This is a genomic window from Mucilaginibacter arboris (genome assembly GCF_009754915.1).
In the GTDB taxonomy this organism is placed as follows: Bacteria; Bacteroidota; Bacteroidia; order Sphingobacteriales; family Sphingobacteriaceae; genus Mucilaginibacter_A; species Mucilaginibacter_A arboris.
Map to the genome: position 1 here is coordinate 102,205 of NZ_WPIK01000007.1, position 19,797 is coordinate 122,001.

17 protein-coding genes are annotated in these 19,797 nt (G+C 39.2%); 7 read left to right on the top strand and 10 right to left on the bottom strand.

The features are described from left to right. Positions 1–130 precede the first annotated feature (130 nt). Positions 131–625 carry a hypothetical protein gene (locus GO621_RS09250; RefSeq protein ID WP_157566294.1) on the top strand — a complete coding sequence of 165 codons (495 nt, stop codon included), beginning with the start codon at positions 131–133 and terminating at the stop codon, positions 623–625. Positions 626–693: 68 nt separating this feature from the next. On the opposite strand, the gene GO621_RS09255 is transcribed toward GO621_RS09250, so the two are convergent. After that, a complete protein-coding gene (locus GO621_RS09255; protein ID WP_157566296.1) occupies positions 694–2,748 on the bottom strand; it encodes a TonB-dependent receptor in 2,055 nt (684 codons plus the stop codon). 130 nt (positions 2,749–2,878) lie between these two features. Here GO621_RS09255 and GO621_RS09260 point away from each other — a divergent pair, with 130 nt between their 5' ends. The 3 genes from GO621_RS09260 to GO621_RS09270 all read left to right on the top strand — a co-directional run bounded on the left by GO621_RS09260 (position 2,879) and on the right by GO621_RS09270 (position 5,976). After that, positions 2,879–3,775: a LysR substrate-binding domain-containing protein gene (locus GO621_RS09260; protein WP_157566297.1), complete on the top strand. Its 897-nt coding sequence runs from the start codon at positions 2,879–2,881 to the stop codon at positions 3,773–3,775. Between the two features lie 71 nt (positions 3,776–3,846). After that, positions 3,847–4,821: a YeiH family protein gene (locus GO621_RS09265; RefSeq protein ID WP_157566299.1), complete on the top strand. Its 975-nt coding sequence runs from the start codon at positions 3,847–3,849 to the stop codon at positions 4,819–4,821. Between the two features lie 90 nt (positions 4,822–4,911). Next, positions 4,912–5,976: a zinc-binding metallopeptidase family protein gene (locus tag GO621_RS09270; protein WP_157566301.1), complete on the top strand. Its 1,065-nt coding sequence runs from the start codon at positions 4,912–4,914 to the stop codon at positions 5,974–5,976. A gap of 50 nt (positions 5,977–6,026) precedes the next feature. On the opposite strand, the gene GO621_RS09275 is transcribed toward GO621_RS09270, so the two are convergent. The 3 genes from GO621_RS09275 to GO621_RS09285 are packed head-to-tail and all read right to left on the bottom strand — an operon-like array spanning position 6,027 to position 8,403. Next, positions 6,027–6,665: a uridine kinase family protein gene (locus tag GO621_RS09275; RefSeq protein WP_157566302.1), complete on the bottom strand. Its 639-nt coding sequence runs from the start codon at positions 6,663–6,665 to the stop codon at positions 6,027–6,029. Continuing rightward, the gene (locus GO621_RS09280) at positions 6,655–7,629 is read right to left on the bottom strand and encodes a DPBB and LysM peptidoglycan-binding domain-containing protein (protein ID WP_157566305.1); all 975 of its coding nucleotides are present in this window, start codon (positions 7,627–7,629) and stop codon (positions 6,655–6,657) included. The genes GO621_RS09275 and GO621_RS09280 overlap by 11 nt, the downstream gene beginning before the upstream one ends. A 15-nt stretch (positions 7,630–7,644) precedes the next feature. After that, positions 7,645–8,403: a DUF4905 domain-containing protein gene (locus tag GO621_RS09285; RefSeq protein WP_157566307.1), complete on the bottom strand. Its 759-nt coding sequence runs from the start codon at positions 8,401–8,403 to the stop codon at positions 7,645–7,647. A 93-nt stretch (positions 8,404–8,496) separates the two neighbouring features. On the opposite strand from GO621_RS09285, the gene GO621_RS09290 reads away from it, so the two are divergent. Next, positions 8,497–8,976 (top strand): Dps family protein, encoded by a 480-nt coding sequence (locus GO621_RS09290; protein WP_157566309.1) that lies wholly within the window; start codon positions 8,497–8,499, stop codon positions 8,974–8,976. A 144-nt stretch (positions 8,977–9,120) separates the two neighbouring features. Here GO621_RS09290 and GO621_RS09295 read toward each other — a convergent pair whose 3' ends face one another. From GO621_RS09295 to GO621_RS09305, 3 genes are all read right to left on the bottom strand, one after another. Then, positions 9,121–11,031 (bottom strand): menaquinone biosynthesis decarboxylase, encoded by a 1,911-nt coding sequence (locus GO621_RS09295; RefSeq protein WP_157566311.1) that lies wholly within the window; start codon positions 11,029–11,031, stop codon positions 9,121–9,123. A 108-nt stretch (positions 11,032–11,139) separates the two neighbouring features. Continuing rightward, positions 11,140–12,645 (bottom strand): OmpP1/FadL family transporter, encoded by a 1,506-nt coding sequence (locus GO621_RS09300; RefSeq protein WP_157566313.1) that lies wholly within the window; start codon positions 12,643–12,645, stop codon positions 11,140–11,142. Positions 12,646–12,682: 37 nt separating this feature from the next. Further along, entirely contained in the window at positions 12,683–13,402 is a 720-nt protein-coding gene (locus tag GO621_RS09305; RefSeq protein WP_157566315.1) for a hypothetical protein, read from the bottom strand. A 101-nt stretch (positions 13,403–13,503) separates the two neighbouring features. On the opposite strand from GO621_RS09305, the gene proS reads away from it, so the two are divergent. Continuing rightward, positions 13,504–14,976 (top strand): proline--tRNA ligase, encoded by a 1,473-nt coding sequence (gene proS, locus GO621_RS09310; RefSeq protein ID WP_157566316.1) that lies wholly within the window; start codon positions 13,504–13,506, stop codon positions 14,974–14,976. 117 nt (positions 14,977–15,093) lie between these two features. Continuing rightward, positions 15,094–16,233 (top strand): cystathionine gamma-synthase, encoded by a 1,140-nt coding sequence (locus GO621_RS09315; RefSeq protein ID WP_157566318.1) that lies wholly within the window; start codon positions 15,094–15,096, stop codon positions 16,231–16,233. Positions 16,234–16,542: 309 nt separating this feature from the next. On the opposite strand, the gene GO621_RS09320 is transcribed toward GO621_RS09315, so the two are convergent. From GO621_RS09320 to GO621_RS09330, 3 genes are read right to left on the bottom strand one after another with little or no spacing between them, the layout of a single operon-like run. Next, the gene (locus GO621_RS09320; protein WP_157566320.1) at positions 16,543–18,462 is read right to left on the bottom strand and encodes an AAA domain-containing protein; all 1,920 of its coding nucleotides are present in this window, start codon (positions 18,460–18,462) and stop codon (positions 16,543–16,545) included. Between the two features lie 39 nt (positions 18,463–18,501). After that, positions 18,502–18,882: a DUF3037 domain-containing protein gene (locus tag GO621_RS09325; RefSeq protein ID WP_157566322.1), complete on the bottom strand. Its 381-nt coding sequence runs from the start codon at positions 18,880–18,882 to the stop codon at positions 18,502–18,504. Continuing rightward, positions 18,863–19,654 carry a HipA family kinase gene (locus GO621_RS09330; protein WP_157566324.1) on the bottom strand — a complete coding sequence of 264 codons (792 nt, stop codon included), beginning with the start codon at positions 19,652–19,654 and terminating at the stop codon, positions 18,863–18,865. Before GO621_RS09330 ends, GO621_RS09325 begins: the two co-directional genes overlap by 20 nt. Positions 19,655–19,797 lie beyond the last annotated feature (143 nt).

The following is a 19,797-nucleotide window of genomic DNA, read 5'->3' on the forward strand; positions in this document are numbered from 1 at the left end:
TCAACAAATAAATATTGTTTCTGTTAATAAACCTCAACAGAGAAAGAAGATTAGTATATATTTTTTTAGTAGTAAAAGGATAATTATATTTACAATCTTTTCTTTCTCAACCTAAAACAAAATATTTATTATGAAAAAATCATTATTAATAGCAGTAACTGCTCTGATGATCAGCTTTGCTTTTTCGGCTTGTTCAAGTCTTAAAAAGAACCCTAATGCTATTTCCCGAGGAAAAATTTCTGGAAAGTGGGGAATAACTGCCGTTTCTTTACAAGGATTGCTTCCACAAAATGTACAATCTGTATTTGGTTTTGCGCCCTATAAATGTTTCGAAAACAGTACCTGGGAATTAACCAATAGCGGAAATGGTAATTTTTTAATTAACAACGATGCAACCGGTTGTCCGGTTGGCACGAAACAGAACATTTACTGGTCATTTTCTTCGGGTGCAAACGGGGCAGAATTTCAGTTGAAAAAATTAGCAGAGAATCAAAAGCCTAAAGATGTAGCAGAAGGTTACCGTTTATTAGTTACAGCTAATACAGGTAATACCATGACTATAAAATCGCCAGTTGAATACGGAGGAAAAACCGGCTACGTGGTTTACAGTTTTGTAAGGCAATAATTATAGTTATAAGTTTTTATTAAACCGATACTGTTTTTATCAAGATAAAAACAGTATCGGTTTTTTGTTTAAAACTGAACTTGAATGCCAGCAAACCAATTACGAAGTGGTGCAGCATTATAATATCTTAATCCAACTGCATTTAAATCATTACCTAAACTATAATGCTGATTTAGTAAATTATCAATTCCAGCATAAATGTTTAAGTTAGTTTTTTTGCTGAGGTTTTTGTTCCAGCCAACTTTAGTTTGTATCAAATGGTAAGCGTTTGCAAAAGCTGTATTGGCATCATCAAGCGGAAGTTTTGCAGTATAATTGTGCTGTAAAAAGAAGTAGAACCGGGCAGGGAACGTTGCATTTAACTGGCTGACTGATACTGTTGCCGGAACACCTGTTAATTTATTTCCCGAATAATTTGCGCTTGCATTGAAATAATCGCGGAAACGGAACCTGCTTAAAGTTAAGCTGTTGCTAATTGTTAAACTCCTGACAAAATCATTTGCATTTGCAGGGATGATCTGGAAAATTACCGAAGTTTCTATTCCTGCCTGGTTTGTTCCGCCGGCATTCAAATAATATTCTGTTCCGTTATCATTTAACCTACGCACAATTGCGTTGTTTAAGCGGTAATAAAAAACAGCAGCATCTATATTAAAACGTGCGTTTGTACTTTGCTTTCTGAAACCGGTTTCGTAATTCCAGCCTTTTTCTGCCTGTAAATTATTATTGATGATGTTACTGGTTGGCCTTACTTCTGCTGTTGCAGGTGTAGAATAACCGCGGCTAACAGTTGCGCGCCAGGCAAAATTGTTGGTTACTTGGTAAGATAAGGCAACCCTCGGCATCAGTACAGGTTTGAAATGATTATTACCGGCTGAGGCAGCAACATCAGTAAAGTTGTAACTATAATTGTTTAAACTGAGCGCAGTTTCAGCATGAATTTTTTTGATAATCGTTGCAGCAAAGCGCGTAAAATAAAAGCTTTGTTTGCTGAGGATATGGCTTGAAGCCTGTAAACTACCACGCACACCTTTATTGTTATCGTAATTGTTGATGTCAGATTTGGTTTGCTGCATTTCTGTTCCCAAATCCCATTTCCAGTCTAATTGATTATGCTGTTTGCTGCTTAGTTCCAAATAACTTCTTAAACCAATTGTGTTTTCTAATCTTACTTCTTCATTGGTAATAAAAGGGTTATCAAAATTGGTGTGCATACCGTAAACAGCAATAACATGTTTAAGGTTAGGCAGATAAAAAGACTCGTTAGCAACACCGCCAAAAACAGTTTTATTGTAAACTGCTGCATGCTGCTCTATGGCCCCGGGCGAAGTTGCAGTTGCAGGCCGTGCTGCCTGCGGGTTTTGCAGAAACTCGGGCAGCGTTAAACCGCCTGGCGTTTGGTAATCTATGTCAGTATAAAAAAATAAAGCTTTTAATTGTCCGTTTGCAGCATAAGTCCAGGTATCAGCAGCTTGTATAAACTTCCGTTTTAAAGCACTGTTTTGCCGGTAACCATTCGATTGTTGCCAGCTTTGGCTGATGTTGAGCTGGTTATTTTTAGATGCTTCTTTTACCGCTATATTTTCGCGATAGCTGTTGTAAGAGCCAGCATCAAACCCAACAGAAGCTGTACTTTCCTGCTGATGGCTGCCAAAAGGATCGATCAAAACCACACCGTTGGAATTAGCGCCGTATAAACTTCCATCCGGGCCACGCAAAACAGTAATGTTTTGTATCGCACTTAAATCAAGCAGGTTGAGGTAAGTATTTCCGCCAGCATCCGTTAACGGAAATTCATCCATGTAAATCTTCACATTTCTCACTCCAAAAGGCGAACGCAATAAACTTCCACGAATAGAAAGTCGATAACTTCCAGGCGAACGTTCTTCCATCCGTACGCCCGGTACTGTATTTACTGCCGGAACGAGCGAAAAACCGGATTGCATTTGCAGTTGCGGCAAATTAATTGTACCAACTGCTGCCGGAACAGTTAAAAGCGGTTGCTGGGTTAAATAAGCTTTTATAACTACTTCCTGCAGTTTTTTTAACGTGTCTGTTTGTTGTGCAGAGGTACGCTGAAATGATAGGGAAGCAATTAAAAAAAAAGTAATTGTTTTATACATCGAATTGATTGGGGAAAGCAGAAATAATTAATGGGGAACGGCGGGGCTAAGAATGGTATAAAGGTAGTGATATGCTTCTTTTACAGCACAAAAATTAGATTCGGAAAAATTAATCATTATTTTAGACGCAATGGCTGATTTTAGATTAGAAGTTTTTTATACTGTTGCCAAGCGATTGAGTTTTACTAAAGCTGCTACAGAACTATTTATTACGCAACCTGCCATTACCAAACATATTCGTGAACTGGAAGAACAATATAAAACTAAATTGTTTGAGCGGAACGGTAATAAAATTAAGCTAAGTTTAACAGGGGAATTGCTTCTTAAACATACTGAAGATATTTTTGCTGTTTACCGCCGCATTGATTTTGATTTGCATGATTTAACACAGCACAACCAGGGTTTGTTAAGAATGGGCGCAAGTACAACGATTGCCCAATATGTAATTGCGCCCCTATTAGCAGGTTTTAAGGAGAAATTTGCAGCTATACAACTTAGTTTAATTAACGGAAATACAGAACAGATTGAAAAAGCACTGTTAGCCAGAGAAATAGAATTAGGTTTGATTGAAGGCCGCTCCAAAAACCAGGAAATTAGTTACCATGAATTTATTAAAGATGAAATTGTACTGGTTTGCAGCAAAAATCATCCCTGGGCAAAAAAAGCATCGATAAAAACAGCATCATTAAAAGAAGTTCGTCTTGTTTTGAGAGAACAAGGTTCAGGAACGTTGGAAGTAATTGATTATGCTTTTAAAAGTTTAGGTTTAAGCATCGCTGATTTGAATGTCGAAATCCATCTGGGTAATGCAGAAACCATTAAATCATATCTTTTACATACCAATTGTATGGCTTTTTTATCTGTTCACGCTGTTGCTAAAGAGTTGCAAAACGGAGAGTTACGCATAATAGATGTAGAAGGTTTAACTATAGAACGAAAGTTTTATATGATCCGTTTGCAGGGAAAAGCAGAAGGTTTAGTAGAAATATTTATGCGTTTTGCCAAGCATTATCATAACTTAAAGTAATGGCAGATTAAAATTAGCAACTTGTCCGGCTTGTGCTGTCTGTTCATCTTTGTTCAACAAAACAAAGAAAAATGGAAGCTGTAAATTTCACAAATCATAACTCTTCTCCTATAAATATAAGTTTACGAAGCAGAAAAATTATATTTCTTGTCGCCGCCGCTTTTTGTTTCGCGCCTTTTATGTCGCCACCGTTGGCTTTGGTTTTAGGTTTGATTATTGCCCAAACTATTAAGCATCCATATCTTCACCTTAATCATCAGGCAACAAACCTATTACTTAAAGTATCGGTAGTAGGATTAGGTTTCGGCATGAATATTTTCAGTGCGATGCAAGCCGGAAGGGAAGGTGTTTTATTTACCATTGTTTCTATTTTTAGCGTATTAGCGTTAGGTGCTTTCGTGGGAAGATGGATGAAAATTGATAAAAAAACATCTTTTCTTATTTCTGCTGGTACAGCAATTTGTGGTGGAAGTGCAATCGCAGCCCTTTCTCCGGTAATGAAAGCCGAAGAAAAGCAAATTTCTGTAGCGTTAGGAACTGTTTTTATCCTCAATTCTATTGCCTTGTTTATTTTCCCGATGATTGGCCATGCCCTGCATCTTTCACAAACCCAATTTGGTTTATGGTGCGCCATTGCCATTCATGATACCAGTTCTGTAGTTGGTGCAGCAAGTAAATATGGCCCAATTGCTTTGCAAGTGGCAACAACAGTTAAATTAGCGCGTGCTTTATGGATTATTCCGGTAGCTTTTGGTACAGCTTTTTTGTTCAAAACTGATAAAACCAAAGTTGCTGTTCCTTATTTTATCGGTTTATTCATTCTTGCCATGATTGCAAATACTTACCTGCCTTTTATAAATACTTTGACTCCATATATTGTTGGAACCGCTAAAACTGGTTTAACACTTACCTTGTTTTTAATTGGTTCCGGTTTATCTTTTAAGGTGATAAAAGCAGTAGGCACAAAGCCTTTGTTGCAAGGTGTATTTTTATGGGCGATTATATCAATCGGAGCGCTTTGGGCAATAATCGGATTGGCAAAGTAACCCTGAATAAATCAAGCTAACGAATAATCTGTATGAAGTCAATCAAAAAGGCAGAATGTGAGTTTAGTAAAAAAAATATTATTCTCATCAATGGAAATTTTTAAATGTACGCATTGCAGTCAAATTATTTATTTTGAAAATACCAGTTGCGTTCAATGTGGTTATCCGTTGGGTTTTGAAGCGAAAGATTTGAAACTATATCCGCTTGTTTTTGCCGGAGATAAAACTTACACCATTTATAATCAAACAAAACAAAAATATCGTTACTGCCTTAACTATCAGTACGGTGTTTGCAACTGGCTGGTAAAAGAAGACAGCGAAACACCTTATTGCCAGGCTTGCAACTTAAACAGTACCATTCCAAATTTAAATCAGCCCGAAGCAAAAGCACATTGGCGTGTTATCGAAAATGCAAAGCACCGTTTAGTGTACAGTTTGTTAAAGATGGGGCTTCCTTTAATAAGTAAAAAAAATGACGAAGAAAAAGGGTTAACATTTGATTTTTTAGCAGATTTAAAAGGGAAACCACGTGTTTTAACAGGCCACGATAATGGTTTGATCACCTTAAATATTATAGAAGCAGATGATGTGGAACGCGAAAAATCGCGTAAAGCAATGATGGAACCCTATCGTACTTTACTTGGCCATTTCAGGCATGAAGTTGGACATTATTATTGGGACAGGCTGATCGATAACTCTGTTTATTTACAAGAATTCAGGCAATTGTTTGGTGATGACCGTGAAGATTACGGCGAAGCTTTGCAAAAGCATTATAATCAAGGCCCTCCTGCTGATTGGAACGAACATTTCATCAGTTCTTACGCAAGTTCTCATGCCTGGGAAGATTGGGCAGAAACCTGGGCACACTACCTGCATATTATGGATACGCTGCAAACCAGTTCTTCTTTTGGTTTAAGTGTGCATCCGCAAATTGCAAAATCAGCAGATCATTTAGATGTAGATGTAAAGCAAGATCCTTATGAGATTGCTGATTTTACCAAAATTATTGCTACCTGGTTGCCAGTAAGTTTTGCCATGAACAGCATTAACCGAAGTATGGGCAATAGAGATTTATATCCGTTTATAATTACACCTGTTGTAGTAGAAAAGCTAAGCTTTATACACAAGGTTTGTTACCAAAGCCGGCGGCCTTAAATTTTTTGCAGATAAAAGAAGCATCAGGTTTTTTGCTGATGCTTCTTTTATCAGTTTAAAACTGTATCTCTAATTTCTTTAGAAATATCTCTGGTAATACGGATAATATCTTCTGCAACCTGTGTATTGTTGATCACAATTTTATGGCAATGATGCTTGTGCGGAAGCAAAAACTCTTTGTAAGCCGGCAATACATGATTAATCCATTTATAGTTTACATCTTCTGCAGAATAGCCTCTTTCTATCAAATCGCGCTTTAAACGGCGGTGTAAAGCAACTTCTTCTTCCGTATCAATAAAAATCTTTAAATCCAGCATTTCTGCAATTGCCTTAAAATGCAGGATAAATAAACCCTCTATAATAATTATTGGTGCCGATTTAATTTCCAGGATTTTTGGAACAGCAGAAGCATTATTAAACGTGTATTCTTTTTTATAAACTGTTTCGTGGTTTAACAGCTTTTTCGCATCGGCTATAAAAGCAGCTTCGTCAATGGTAGTTGGCAGATCAAAATTATATAGTTTATTTTCTTCTGCTGTCATTCCTGCTGCAACCGGAATATAGTAATCGTCCTGAGAGATCAAACACACTTCATCTTTAGAAAAATGTTCTAAAAAGCAGTTTAGAAAAAAGGTTTTGCCAGATCCGCTGCCACCGGCAATACCAATTACAAAAGGTTTATTGTTCATTCGTGTTCGGACTGCCGTAACTTAAATTTACATAAAAACGTTTATCTAACGCCCCTAAAGATTCGGCAACATCTTTAGTCATCACCACAATAGCGTCTTTATTGGTTTCGTTCTCTGTAAAACTGCCCACAACTTTAGCAAAAGTAGTTTTGTTGGTCATCGGGTTGGTAATTTTAATAATTGTTCCAACCGGTGCAGTACGGTGCAATACATATTTCTTTTTAGGGTCCAGGTTTGGGTCGTTAATCCAAACGGCCGTTCCTTTTTCGTTTTTTTCTGTTAACCCGTAACGGTTATTTGGCAAACGGCGGTTACCGGAGGAGCTGTCTGATGCAGTGGTAACACGTGTAGAATCTCTTTTTAGTGTACGGTCTTTTGGTTCCGTCATCACCGTTTCTGCTGGTGCCGTTATTACGGGCGCTGCTGCAGGTTGCGGTTCTTCGCGTTTGATGCGTAATATTTGCCCCGCATTTAAATTATTACTTTTTAAACTGTTCCAGTTAATAATATCATCAACTTTAACTTGGAAACGCCTGGAAATAGCATAAAGCGTTTCTCCGGCTGATACTTTATACTGTGTGTATTCCGGCTGGTCTGCATTAGTATTTACTGCTGCAGCAGTTGTGGTAACTTCTGTGGTAGTGGTTTTGGTGTAAGATGGATTTACCGGCGATGCTGTTTTTACCGGTGAAGAATTTGATACAAAAGCCCGTTCGGTTGGTACTTTAATAATAGCGCCAATCTGCATTTTTGCATTGTTGTTATAATCCATCACTGCTTTCGGCCTAACGTTGTAACGCCTTGCAATGGAGTAATAATTATCTTTTGGGTCGAGTTTATGCAGAATGATCATCTTGCCATTCTGATTTTCGATACCAACAGAATCAGCTAAAGGATGTGCAAAAAGAGGGTTGCAAAGACTGAAAAACGATAGCACAGTGGCTAAGTATTTAATTTTTAACATGTTTATAATTCCTGTTTAAAGGTTCAAAACTTTAAGGTTAATTTTATTTTTTAGATAAACGAGATGATTTTTTATCAGTACAAACGCTTCGGGTTGTAACTTTTGTATGTTTTCGTTCAATAAATCGTGATATATTAGGGTATCATTTTCGATAATAAAAAGCTGTTGTACCAAATATCCGTTATTTTTGGAGTGCAAAGATATAATTAAGTACGAATTGTAATTTAAACAACATACATCGCCAGTTATTGTCCCGGTAATTAAAGCAGCAATATTTTCTGGCAGTAAACGAAGCATAAAAGGATATTGAACCGGTTCTACATCATCCTGCTGGTTCTTAATATCGGTTAAGGCGTTCCCTGTTTTATAATCAAGCAACACATTCCGCTTCGTTTGAAAACGCTGGTCGGCAGCTACGATGCCTTCCTTTGTAAATGTTTCCAGTACCAGGTTGTAATCTGCCCAAACCTGTTTCCCGGTTAACCCATTTAAAGCAATAATGCCTTTGTGTTCCGGGCTTTGGCCGGATTTATAACCGTATAAAAAGAGTATCCCTTTCCGGCCGCCATCCATACCAACCAGCCATTTTTCTTCCGGAACCAGTTCAAGAAAATTCACCTGCCCGGTTTTTATATTAAACGAAGAAAAACCGGTTGATTGGTTTTCAGCACTTCTGGTTTCTATATAAAGTAAATCATTTGCTGCATCACTTTCTAATTTCCAGATCAAGCTGGAAAAAGTATGATCAACAACTGGGTTTAATTTTACTGACATTTGTTTGCAAAGTAGGGGATAAAACTTGGGTTAACACCGATCAAAACAATACTTAGTTTAACGGTGTTGGTGATAAAAAACATTAAATTAATTATGGAAGCGGAAGCAATAAGCCTGGAAGAAAATAAAGTTAAACCCGTAGTAGATCATTTAAACGATTTGCTTGCAAATTATCATATTCATTATCAAAAAATTAGAGGTTGCCATTGGAATGTTAAAGGCCACAACTTCTTTACATTACATGTAAAATTTGAAGAATTATACACAACTGCTTTAACTACAATTGATGAACTAGCAGAACGTATTTTAACGTTAGGAAAACCGCCTTACAGCACTTTTAATGATTATATTAAAACTTCTAAGATAAAAGAAGTAAATACAATTGGAATGCCCGAAGATGCTATGGTGAAAGCTTTGGTTGATGATATGGCCGTTTTAATTGAAATGGAACGCGAAATATTAGAAATAACAGATAACGCAGAAGACCAGGGAACAAATGATATGGTGAACGGGTTTATGCAATACAAAGAGAAAAATACCTGGATGCTGCGTTCATTTATCAATCAGGACTGAGATCGGTTGTAAGTTAAGGGTTGCAGGTTGCCGGTTTTTGAATAATGCCGACAAATCATATTCCCTAATACTTCTTTTATCAATAAAAAACCTTATTTGTTAATAGCAAACGAGGTTTTTGATTTTATGCTGATAAAAGAAGCATTATTCTGAAACCACGGCTCCGCCTTTGTAAAGTTGCTTCTGGTATTTTAACGAAGGTGATTTGATCAGCTCGCCTAAACCTAAACGCGGCCACATTTCATCAACTTTTTCAATTACTTCGGTTGTGTTTGCCAGGATGTTTGGCCAGTCGCGTTCAAAACCGTCCAGTTCTTTGGTTTTTCTGGTTCCGTCAAAACCAATATGAGAAAGGCTTTGATTGTTTTTTGCCTTAACAACAAAAGCATCCCGTTTTGGGTCGATATTATTGGCAAAGCGCCAAACGGCATCAGCCGTATCAGAAATATCAATTGTATGGTCGAGATAAAGCACAATTTTAACTTCGTCCAGCAAACCTTGTTTAAACAGGTTTTGGTTAAGTTCTTCGATCTGGTCAGGTTTTGTTTTTTCTACGGAGATAAAAATCAGCGAAATCCCTAATTGAAGCAAAGAATCATTCATGTCCGTAATAGCAGGATTTTGAATTTTAATGGCTTCCTTGTTTATGGCTGATGCTGTTTTTATCGATACTTTTTCTTCGTTTGTTCTTAATTCTTCCGGATGTTTTTTGGTTGCATCGATTCCCATTTTCCCGCCAAAAGCAGCTTTAGAACAGGAGTGGTCCAGCACATCCATCGGACCGGAAGTGAAAATAAAATCCTGCTGCGGGTCAACATTTTCAGAAATGTATTTTGCAACTGCTGCGTTATCCTGAATGTTAACATCGCCATCAACCACCACAATCATTTTGGTGAACATCATTTGTCCGGCGCCCCAAAGTGAGTTCATCACTTTCATCGCTTGTCCGGGATAATCTTTTCTGATCTTAACAATTGCCAAATTATGGAATACGCCTTCCATTGGTAAAACCATATCTACAATTTCCGGCACCATCGTCATTTTAATAGGAGCGAGGAAAATACGTTCGGTTGCTTTACCAATCCAGGCATCTTCCTGCGGCGGAATGCCAACAATCGTGGCCGGGTAAACCGCATTTTTACGATGTGTAATAGCGGTGATATGAAAACGCGGGTACCAATCGGCTAAGGAATAATAACCGGTATGATCTCCAAACGGACCTTCCCAGATGTAATCTTCTTCCGGGTCAACATAACCTTCGATAATAAAATCTGCATCCGCCGGAACTTGTACATCCTGGGTTAAACATTGTACCAGTTCTACTTTTTTCTTTCTGAGAAAACCGGCTAACATATACTCATCAATTCCATCAGGCAAGGGGGCGGTTGCAGCATAAGTATAAACCGGGTCTCCGCCTAAAGCAACGGCAACCGGCATTTTTTTGCCCAACTTTTTATATTCCTGGAAATGGCGTGCAGAAACTTTGTGTTTATGCCAGTGCATTCCGGTTAGTTGCGGTTCAAAAACCTGCATCCGGTACATGCCCACATTGCGGATTCCGGTTAAAGGATCCTTGGTATGGATAACCGGAAGTGTAACAAACGGGCCGCCATCTTCCGGCCAGCAGGTTAAAACCGGCAGTTTGGTCATATCGGGGTTTTGCATGACCACTTCCTGGCAGGTGCCTTTCCCCGAAATGGTTTTCGGCATCCAGGAGGAAATCTGTCCTAACTTCGGCAACATTTTCAATTTATCTAAAATGGTGTCTTTTGGCCCGGTCAGGGTTTTAAACAAGCTTTCAATTTCTTTAGAAATATCGTCCATTTCTTCCACGCCTAAAGCCATGCACATGCGTTTATAATTTCCCATGGAATTGATCAGCACAGGAAAATCATAGCCAGTATTTTCAAACAGCAAAGCAGGGCCATATTGCTTAGAAACACGGTCGGTTATTTCGGTTATTTCTAATTTCGGATCAACTTTTTCTTTGATCCGTACCAGTTCGCCGGCTTTTTCAAGCGTATCTATAAAATGTTGCAGGTTTTTGTAAGCCATAATATTTCGTACAGCTAAGGTCTTGTTAATTCCTGATACTTCTTTTACCGCATAAAAAAAGCCGCTGTTTTTTACAGCGGCTTTACATTTATGAAAAATCTTCTTTCTTTAAAAACGCATACCTAAAGTAAGGAAGGCATTGTTGTAAGTGTTTTTAAGGTTAGCCCCCGGACTTAAAACAGTGTTATAAGCCGGATCAAGTTCGTAAGGATAAACGGTAGTGTTGTGCATCACATATTGATAAGTTGCATCAATATAATATTTACCAAAACGATAACCTATACCTGCACTGCTAGTTTTTACCGGGCTACCAATACCAACTTCGGGGTTACCCTGGTAATTAAAACCTCCTCTTATAAAGAAATCTTCTAATTTAGCTTCTGCGCCGATACGAGCATTTACAGTAGATTTGTAAAGGCGTGCCAAATCAAAGTTATCTTGAGAGGCATCATAATCACCACTACTCAACTTCATTCCTTTGTAATCGACATATTCAACATCGCCGGAAATAAAGCCATATTTACCTATAAACACAGCCACTCCGCCACTTGCTTTTAACGGCGTACGCAAATTATAAGTAGTTAAATAAGGTTGATTGCCAGTGCTGTTAAGATAAGCTGGAGGGTCTTGTGCATAAAGTGTTTGTAAAGCTTCGGCGTAGTTATCAGAAATAGTCATCCAGGTTGGCGTGGTAAAAGAAGCGCCAATACGGACAGCTTCAACCGGTTTATAAATAAAGCCAACTTTAGCATTGAAGCCTGTACCAATGGAAGATTGATCCTGGTAGTATTGAGAATTATAGCCGGAATTAGTTGCCACATTGTTAATTAATATAGAAGCAGTGCCAGTTTCATTAAAAGTTCTGCTTGTGTTATACCTCAAACTGGTAATACCAATACCAAAACCTAAATATAATTTGTTGCTGTAATTAGCACCACCAGCTAAACTAAATTCTGATTGTCCTCCGCTGGTAACACTGCTGTTGGCCTGATTGGTTGCAGAAACCACATTAGACTGAAATCTGTTAGGAGTATTATAAAAATCAATCAAAGATTGATTATACGCCCAAGCTTGTAACGTGCCATCAGTAATCCCAGCCCCTCCATTAGCAGCATTGTCTATATTAGCATATTGTGCATATGAATTAGCAATTGAACTGCTGGGATTGGTACCTGCATAGGTTTCTGTTCTATAAAAATTATTAGTACGGTTATAAGATGCACCCAAATTAAAACTTAGCCAGCCTTTGGTTTTATCGCGTCCACGCGGTGTACTTAGCCGGTTGTAAAAAACCACAGAAGCATTATTTAAATTAACATGGTTGTTGGTACTATTACTGTTTTGTCCAAAATAATTTGATTGTACATTCGAATTATTATACTCAGGAGTTATACTTAGTTCTGATTTAGTGAAAAAACCAATACCGGCAGGGTTTCCGCTCACAGAACTTAAGTCTCCACCTACTGCGGTAGAAGCACCGCCAATGGCTTTAATACGGGAGGTAGCACCGGTTTGTGTTTGTGAAAAGCGATAAGCATCTCCACTATATTGTGCATAGGAAACCTGAGAGGCCACTACTATAGCGACCCCTGTTAAGGCATATTTTAAATTCATATAATTTTATAAATATAAAAGAGAAAGGTGTATTTTTTTATCCTCTTCCAGGACGTGAACTGCTAACACGACCGCCACCGCCACCGCTAAAACCACCGCCGCCACCTATAGAAGAGGGTGCAGAATAAGTTGGCAAAGAATTTTGAGGAATATTCTGGGTAGCAGGACGCTGACTATATCCACTACCATTATAAGTTCTTGCGCCAGCATTAGTTACAGAACTTCTTGTTGTAATGCCATTGGTCAATGATCCGCGATAAGTAGCGTTTGGATTACCATTACCTCTGTATGGCCTTCCTCCATAAGTGCTTATGGTTGTACCATAAGCAGAATATAAACCACCATAGCCACCATAACCGTATAATCCTGTTCCATAAATAGAATAAGGTGAATAAATGGAATAAGGAGAGTAAAAAGAGTATGGGGAATATAATGAGCCTAACCCATAGCCCAGCCCTAAACCTAAACCTAAACCAGCAGCTCCATAGTAGCTATAAGGAGAATATAAATAGCTATCATAAGCAAACGGCGAGTAATAGTTAAAACGGTTGATACGGGAAGCGTAGTTATCGTAATACCCATCATTGTTGTTATAACGGTTACTGTTGGCATATTCTACCTGGTCACCTGCTTTTGCTTTAGAAAAATACACATCGTCGTTGTAATCTTTTTGCTGTGCAGCATATTTGGTAGTTGTACAAGCTCCCAATACTACCGCACTCATTATGACAATACCTTTTAAGATCTTCGTTTTCATTGTGTTAGTGTAATTAATTGTAAAAGTTTATTTTACTATAAATTTATAGATTTGGATGTAAAATCAAAACAAATTATTTCAGTCAAAATTCATTCCATTTTATGAGTATTAGTATTATTAGTAAAGACGAAGATTATTCGCAATGGTTTAATGAATTAGTAATAAAATCTGATTTAGCTGAACATTCTGCTGTACGAGGTTGCATGGTGATCAAACCTTACGGTTATTCCATCTGGGAAAAGATGCAGGCAGCCCTGGATAAGATGTTTAAAGATACCGGCCATAGTAATGCTTATTTCCCTTTATTCATTCCAAAATCATTTTTTTCTAAAGAAGCCAGCCATGTAGAAGGCTTTGCCAAAGAATGCGCTGTTGTAACACACTATCGTCTTAAAAACGATGCAGAGGGCAATATTGTTGTAGATGAAGAAGCAAAATTGGAAGAAGAATTAATTGTACGTCCAACATCAGAAACAATCATCTGGAATACTTACCGCGGTTGGATCCAATCATACCGGGACCTGCCTTTATTAATCAATCAATGGGCAAACGTAGTACGCTGGGAAATGCGCACGCGCCTATTTTTACGCACTACAGAATTTTTATGGCAGGAAGGCCACACGGCACATGCAACTGCAGAAGAAGCTATTGCAGAAACAGAACAAATGCTGGATGTTTATGCCGATTTTGCAGAAAACTGGCTGGCATTACCAGTTGTGAAAGGAAAAAAAACAGCTAACGAACGTTTTGCAGGTGCTTTGGATACTTATTGTATTGAGGCATTGATGCAGGACGGAAAAGCTTTACAAGCAGGAACTTCCCACTTCCTGGGGCAAAACTTTGCCAAAGCTTTCGATGTGAAATTTACCAGTAAAGAAGGCAAACTGGATTATGTTTGGGCAACTTCCTGGGGCGTTTCTACCCGGTTAATGGGCGCATTGATTATGGCACATTCTGATGATTCCGGCCTGGTCATTCCGCCTAAATTAGCACCGGTACAGGTTGTTGCTGTTCCGATTTACAAGCACGATGAAGAATTGCAGAACATAACCGCTTTTGTAAAAGGGTTAACCAAAGATTTACGTGCAAAAAATATCAGCATAAAATTTGATGACCGGGACACCCAACGCCCGGGTTTTAAATTTGCCGAATACGAATTGAAAGGCGTTCCTTTACGGGTGGCTATCGGTAGCCGTGATATGAAGAACGGAACGGTAGAATTAGCCCGCCGGGATACCAAAACCAAAGAAACGGTTCCGCAGGAAGGTTTAGCAGAACGTATTGAAAGTTTACTGGAAGAAATCCAGCAGAACATTTATCAGAAAGCTTTAAAATTCCGTGATGAAAACATTACACCTGTTGATACTTACGATGAGTTTAAACGTTTATTAGACGAAAAACCGGGTTTCCTGTCTGCCCATTGGGATGGTACCAGCGAAACCGAACAGCGCATCAAAGAAGAAACTAAAGCAACTATCCGTTGCATTCCTTTAAATAATCCGCAGGAAGAAGGCAAATGCATCCTTACCGGAAAACCATCAACCCAAAGAGTGTTATTTGCACGGGCATATTAATTGGTTGTTAGTGGTGAGTTGCCAGTTGTCTGTTTATGCTTCTTTTATAGGTATAAAGTTGACACTGAACTTACAACCTGAACTGACAACCCGCAACAGACAACTTAAAACTGAAACATGAAATTCGGAACAAAAGCCATACATGCAGGCCAGGGGCCTGATCCAACAACTGGTGCCGTAATGACACCTATTTACCAGACTTCCACTTACTGGCAAAAATCGCCAGGAGATAACAAAGGTTACGAGTATTCGCGCGGTACAAACCCAACCCGTAAAGCCTTAGAAGATTGTTTGGCTGCGCTGGAAAACGGCAAATTTGGGTTGGCTTTTTCGAGCGGAATGGGCGCAACGGATGCGGTAATGAAAATGCTCCGGCCGGGAGATGAAGTGATAACCGGAAATGACCTTTACGGTGGTTCTTATCGCATGTTTACTAAATTGTATGCTCCTTTTGGTATCAAATTTCATTTTATTGATTTTTCTGACCCTGAAAATATCAGACAATACATCAACGAAAACACCAGGTTGATCTGGGTAGAAACGCCAACCAATCCAACGATGCAGATTGTTGATCTATCAGCAGTAGCTAAAATAGCAAAAGAAAATAAGCTTCTTTTAGCGGTTGATAATACGTTTGCATCGCCGTACCTGCAAACACCTTTGGATTTAGGTGCCGATATTGTAATGCATTCTGTTACTAAATATTTGGGCGGGCATTCTGATGTTGTAATGGGCGCGTTGATTATGAATGATGAAAAACTGTATAAAGATTTGTTTTTCATTTACAACGCAACCGGTGCAACGCCTGGCCCACAAGATAGTTTTTTGGTTTTGCGCGGAATTAAAACCTTGCACCTGCGGATGAAAGCGCATTGTGAAAACGGAAGACAAATTGCTGCTTTCCTCAAAGGCCATCCAAAGGCTGACAAAGTTTACTGGCCGGGTTTTCCCGATCATCCCAACCATGAAATTGCTAAAAAGCAAATGCGCGATTTTGGCGGCATGATTTCTTTCACCCTGAAAGACGCATCGCTGGAAGAAACTTTTCGTGTAGCTTCTTCTTTTAAGGTTTTTACTTTGGCAGAATCTTTAGGCGGCGTAGAATCTTTGGTCAACCATCCCGTAACCATGACCCATGCTTCCATTCCAAAGGCTGATCGTGATAAAGTTGGCGTAACGGATAATTTGCTGCGGTTAAGCGTTGGCGTAGAGGATGTGGAAGATTTGCTGGAAGATTTGAAGCAGGCGCTAAGTTAAAGATGTACTTGTTTAAAATTTTCCAATTAGCAATTAGTTCATGCTTCTTTTACCGGGTAAATCTTAGCGTAGGTTTACGTTAGAAAGACGATGCTTTTGAAATAATTGATGCTATTGACATAAACAATAATTATGATCAGATATAAATTTATTTGAAGTCATTTAAATTAGATGAGAAAAATAATTTAATCTTTAATTTATATAACTGATCCCTTTTGCCTTTCAAAATTGTATGTAATTACAGTGCCGGGGGCAATAGGATATATTTTATAATTGTAATATTTATACCGGTAAAAACAGCATCAAAATTTAAACAAACTCCCAGGCACTTTGATAAGCATTTCGCTGCTCGGCATAAGTAATAAAATCTGCATAAAAAGTAAGCTTGGTTAACGTTGCGCTATCACCAATTACCACTAACTTTTTCCGGGCGCGTGTCATGGCTACATTCATTCTTCGTATGTCTGCCAAAAAACCAATTTCTCCTGTAGTATTGCTTCTCGTCAGGCTGATGTAAACCATGTCGCGTTCCTGTCCCTGAAAACTGTCAATGGTATTTACAGAAATCCGGCTTTCATACTTTTGTAGTTCAGGCGAATCTTTGAATTTTTCTTTCAGCAACTCAACCTGGGCTTTATAAGGGGAAATAATCGCAATAGAAGGAAAGTTCTCTGCGGAATAATACGTTTCCAGTTCCGCAACTAATTGTGTTAAATGTTTAAATAAAAATGCAGCTTCTTCCGGATTGGTGGTGCTTGTTCCTTCCAGTTTTTCATCAAAACCACAACCAGCAGTATCTATAAAATTGAGCGGTGTATCTTCCGAAAATAATAACCGGTGTGCTACCGAAACATTTGCTTTTAATTTATCCTGATAAAATACTGTTGAAGGATAAGCCATGATGGCTTCATTCATCCGGTACTGTTCTTCGAGTAATATAACCGCTTCCGGATGCAAAGCAACGCATTTCTCTAATAAAGTTGTACTTAAACCTTTCCGGGCTGCCTCGCTTGATTTAACTGTCGGAGGCAGCTGACAATGATCTCCGGCTAAAACCACTTTTCTGACTTTTAAAATGGGTATCCAGCAGGTAGGTTCCAACGCTTGTCCGGCTTCGTCAATTACAACCGTATTAAATTTAAGATTACGGACGGTATAATGATTGGCGCCAACTAAAGTGGCGGTAATTACTTGCGCTTTGCTCACCAGATCATCTAAAATATATTGCTCTGTTTTATCAACTTCTTTCATAATCTGGTGGGCTTCCTGAAAAAGTGCTTTGCGCTGGTCACGTTCGGCTTTGCCAAAATTACGCTTGTATTGGTGCGCCATGTTTTTATATTCGCTGGCCTGCTTTTTCAGTTTTTTAACCTCTTTCATCAGGCCATGTTCCGCCATTTTGCTGTCGGTTGTCAACGCCGTCAACTTTTCCGAAACACGCGCAGGATTACCAACACGAAGTACATTTAAGCCTTCATCTGCTAATTTTTCGCTAAGCAGGTCAACTGCCGTATTGCTTGGTGCTACCACCAATATTTGCTGCTCTTGTGCGATCAAAGCTTTAATAGCCTGTACCAAAGTTGTGGTTTTGCCAGTTCCCGGCGGACCATGAACAATAGCCAGATTTTCTGCGGAAAGTATTTTATGAACCGCTTGCTGCTGCGAAAAATTTAAGGAAGGCAAATTAACCGAAGCAGTTTCAGTGTTAAAAACAGGTGCTTTTTCTCCGGTTAAAACTTGAATTAAATTTCCTTCTGCCGGTTTTTCGCTTAATGCTGATGCCAGTTTAATGGCATTCTGCATTTCATCGTAACTGTTGTCATCAAACAATAAATCGATCCCTAACCTGCCTTGCCGTGTCCAGTCTTGTAATTCATCCGTACGTAAAGTAATTTTGAGCCGGTTTCCTCCCTGATAAGCAACGGTACCGGCAACGCGGTCATTTTTAGGGTCATGATTGGAAAATAAAGCTGCGGAAGCACCAAAACGAAACTGATGCACCAAATCCTGATGCGTTGTGCGTTCTACTTCTACCGTTACATAATCTCCCCGGCTTAATTCTGATCCTTTGATCGCAACCGGATACCAGGTAATGCCGTTTGCCCTTCGCTCTGCTGCAGATAAGGTTTCTGTTAATTGCTGATAAGTCTTCCGGTCTTCTTCCCGCTCAATCCGCAGTAACTCCAGCAGGTTTTTAAAATAATCCACGCACAAAGGTAGCAGCTTCATCCAGAAAAAAGGCCGGTAAAAACAGCATCGGAATTATAGCTAAAGAACTAATTGCTCATGCAGGCGGACAAGCATTTCCTGTGGATTTGCACATAAACCCGGATGGACCCTGGAAGACTGTACCACCGTACTTCGCATTGCGGTTAACCAGCGAAAACGCGAAGCCGCATCCAGCAAACCAATCGGCCCGCCCTGCTTGCCGCCCAGACAAATTTTTTCGAAGGAATAAAGATGTTCTTTCAATTCCTCCAGATCCAGATCCGCAGCAAAAGCACGAATGCGCTCTTCGTTTAAAGTAACCTGGCATTGCAAAAACTTTTGCTTTGCGCAGTACAAAATCACGCCTACATTTAGAAATTCTTCCCGTTCCACCCTTGGCACAACGCGAATTACGGCATACTCAAATAAGTGATCTTGCATGCTGTGCTTCTTTTACAAAAATTGCCGAATTGGCTACTCTCAGTTCTAAAAAACGGGCATAAACCTGTCTGCGTTCCGCGGCCAGTTCTTCTGTGTTTACGGTTAACCATTCGTCAGGAATTAAATCAACGACAGACTGAATACGTTCAGGAGTCAGTATTGCCCGAAATTGCGCATCAACTGCTTCCAATTCACTTGCCTGCGGCAGTAAAACATGGTCTTTTATCAATACAAACGGCCTCAACGCCTGCTCTTCCCAATTTTGCCAGGAATGATGAAAGTAGAGTGATGCACCGTGATCAATCAGCCATAAGTCCCGGTGCCAAATGAGCATGTTGGTGTTGCGCGCCGTCCTATCCATATTGGTTAGCAAACAATCCAGCCAAACAATTTGTGAAGCTAATTTTGGATCGACAGTAGTAACCAGCGGATCAAACGTAATAGCGCCGGAAAGATAGTGAAGTGCCAGGTTAAGCCCAACGCTGAATTTAAGCAAATCCTGTATTTCCTCGTCGGGTTCGGTGCGGCCAAAAGCTTCATCCAGGTTAGCAAAAACCAATTCCGGTACTTTAAAACCTAATAGGCGCGCTATTTCTCCGCCAATTAATTCGGCAATTAAAGCTTTTACACCCTGACCGGCGCCACGGAATTTCAATACATATAAAAAGCCGTCGTCTGCTTCTGCAATTGCCGGGAGCGAACCGCCTTCCCGCAAAGGCGTAACATAACGGGTTACGTTAACGGTTCGGAGTTCGGGTGGATGGTTAATCATTAGCTATAAATTCTATTTGTAGAAAATGCATTTATCAAATTACTTAACACAGAATCAAATTTCCCATCAAACTTCTGGTTTATAGACTCCTTTGTCCCTATCAACCTTTCATAAATAGGATTTTCAAATATTCCCTGCCCATC

Bases quoted from the DNA above. Each gene is read 5' to 3' on its own strand.
- GO621_RS09250 (WP_157566294.1), top strand. From the start codon at position 131: ATGAAAAAATCATTATTAATAGCAGTAACTGCTCTGATGATCAGCTTT.
- GO621_RS09255 (WP_157566296.1), bottom strand. From the start codon at position 2,748: ATGTATAAAACAATTACTTTTTTTTTAATTGCTTCCCTATCATTTCAG.
- GO621_RS09260 (WP_157566297.1), top strand. From the start codon at position 2,879: ATGGCTGATTTTAGATTAGAAGTTTTTTATACTGTTGCCAAGCGATTG.
- GO621_RS09265 (WP_157566299.1), top strand. From the start codon at position 3,847: ATGGAAGCTGTAAATTTCACAAATCATAACTCTTCTCCTATAAATATA.
- GO621_RS09270 (WP_157566301.1), top strand. From the start codon at position 4,912: ATGGAAATTTTTAAATGTACGCATTGCAGTCAAATTATTTATTTTGAA.
- GO621_RS09275 (WP_157566302.1), bottom strand. From the start codon at position 6,665: ATGAACAATAAACCTTTTGTAATTGGTATTGCCGGTGGCAGCGGATCT.
- GO621_RS09280 (WP_157566305.1), bottom strand. From the start codon at position 7,629: ATGTTAAAAATTAAATACTTAGCCACTGTGCTATCGTTTTTCAGTCTT.
- GO621_RS09285 (WP_157566307.1), bottom strand. From the start codon at position 8,403: ATGTCAGTAAAATTAAACCCAGTTGTTGATCATACTTTTTCCAGCTTG.
- GO621_RS09290 (WP_157566309.1), top strand. From the start codon at position 8,497: ATGGAAGCGGAAGCAATAAGCCTGGAAGAAAATAAAGTTAAACCCGTA.
- GO621_RS09295 (WP_157566311.1), bottom strand. From the start codon at position 11,031: ATGGCTTACAAAAACCTGCAACATTTTATAGATACGCTTGAAAAAGCC.
- GO621_RS09300 (WP_157566313.1), bottom strand. From the start codon at position 12,645: ATGAATTTAAAATATGCCTTAACAGGGGTCGCTATAGTAGTGGCCTCT.
- GO621_RS09305 (WP_157566315.1), bottom strand. From the start codon at position 13,402: ATGAAAACGAAGATCTTAAAAGGTATTGTCATAATGAGTGCGGTAGTA.
- proS (WP_157566316.1), top strand. From the start codon at position 13,504: ATGAGTATTAGTATTATTAGTAAAGACGAAGATTATTCGCAATGGTTT.
- GO621_RS09315 (WP_157566318.1), top strand. From the start codon at position 15,094: ATGAAATTCGGAACAAAAGCCATACATGCAGGCCAGGGGCCTGATCCA.
- GO621_RS09320 (WP_157566320.1), bottom strand. From the start codon at position 18,462: ATGAAGCTGCTACCTTTGTGCGTGGATTATTTTAAAAACCTGCTGGAG.
- GO621_RS09325 (WP_157566322.1), bottom strand. From the start codon at position 18,882: ATGCAAGATCACTTATTTGAGTATGCCGTAATTCGCGTTGTGCCAAGG.
- GO621_RS09330 (WP_157566324.1), bottom strand. From the start codon at position 19,654: ATGATTAACCATCCACCCGAACTCCGAACCGTTAACGTAACCCGTTAT.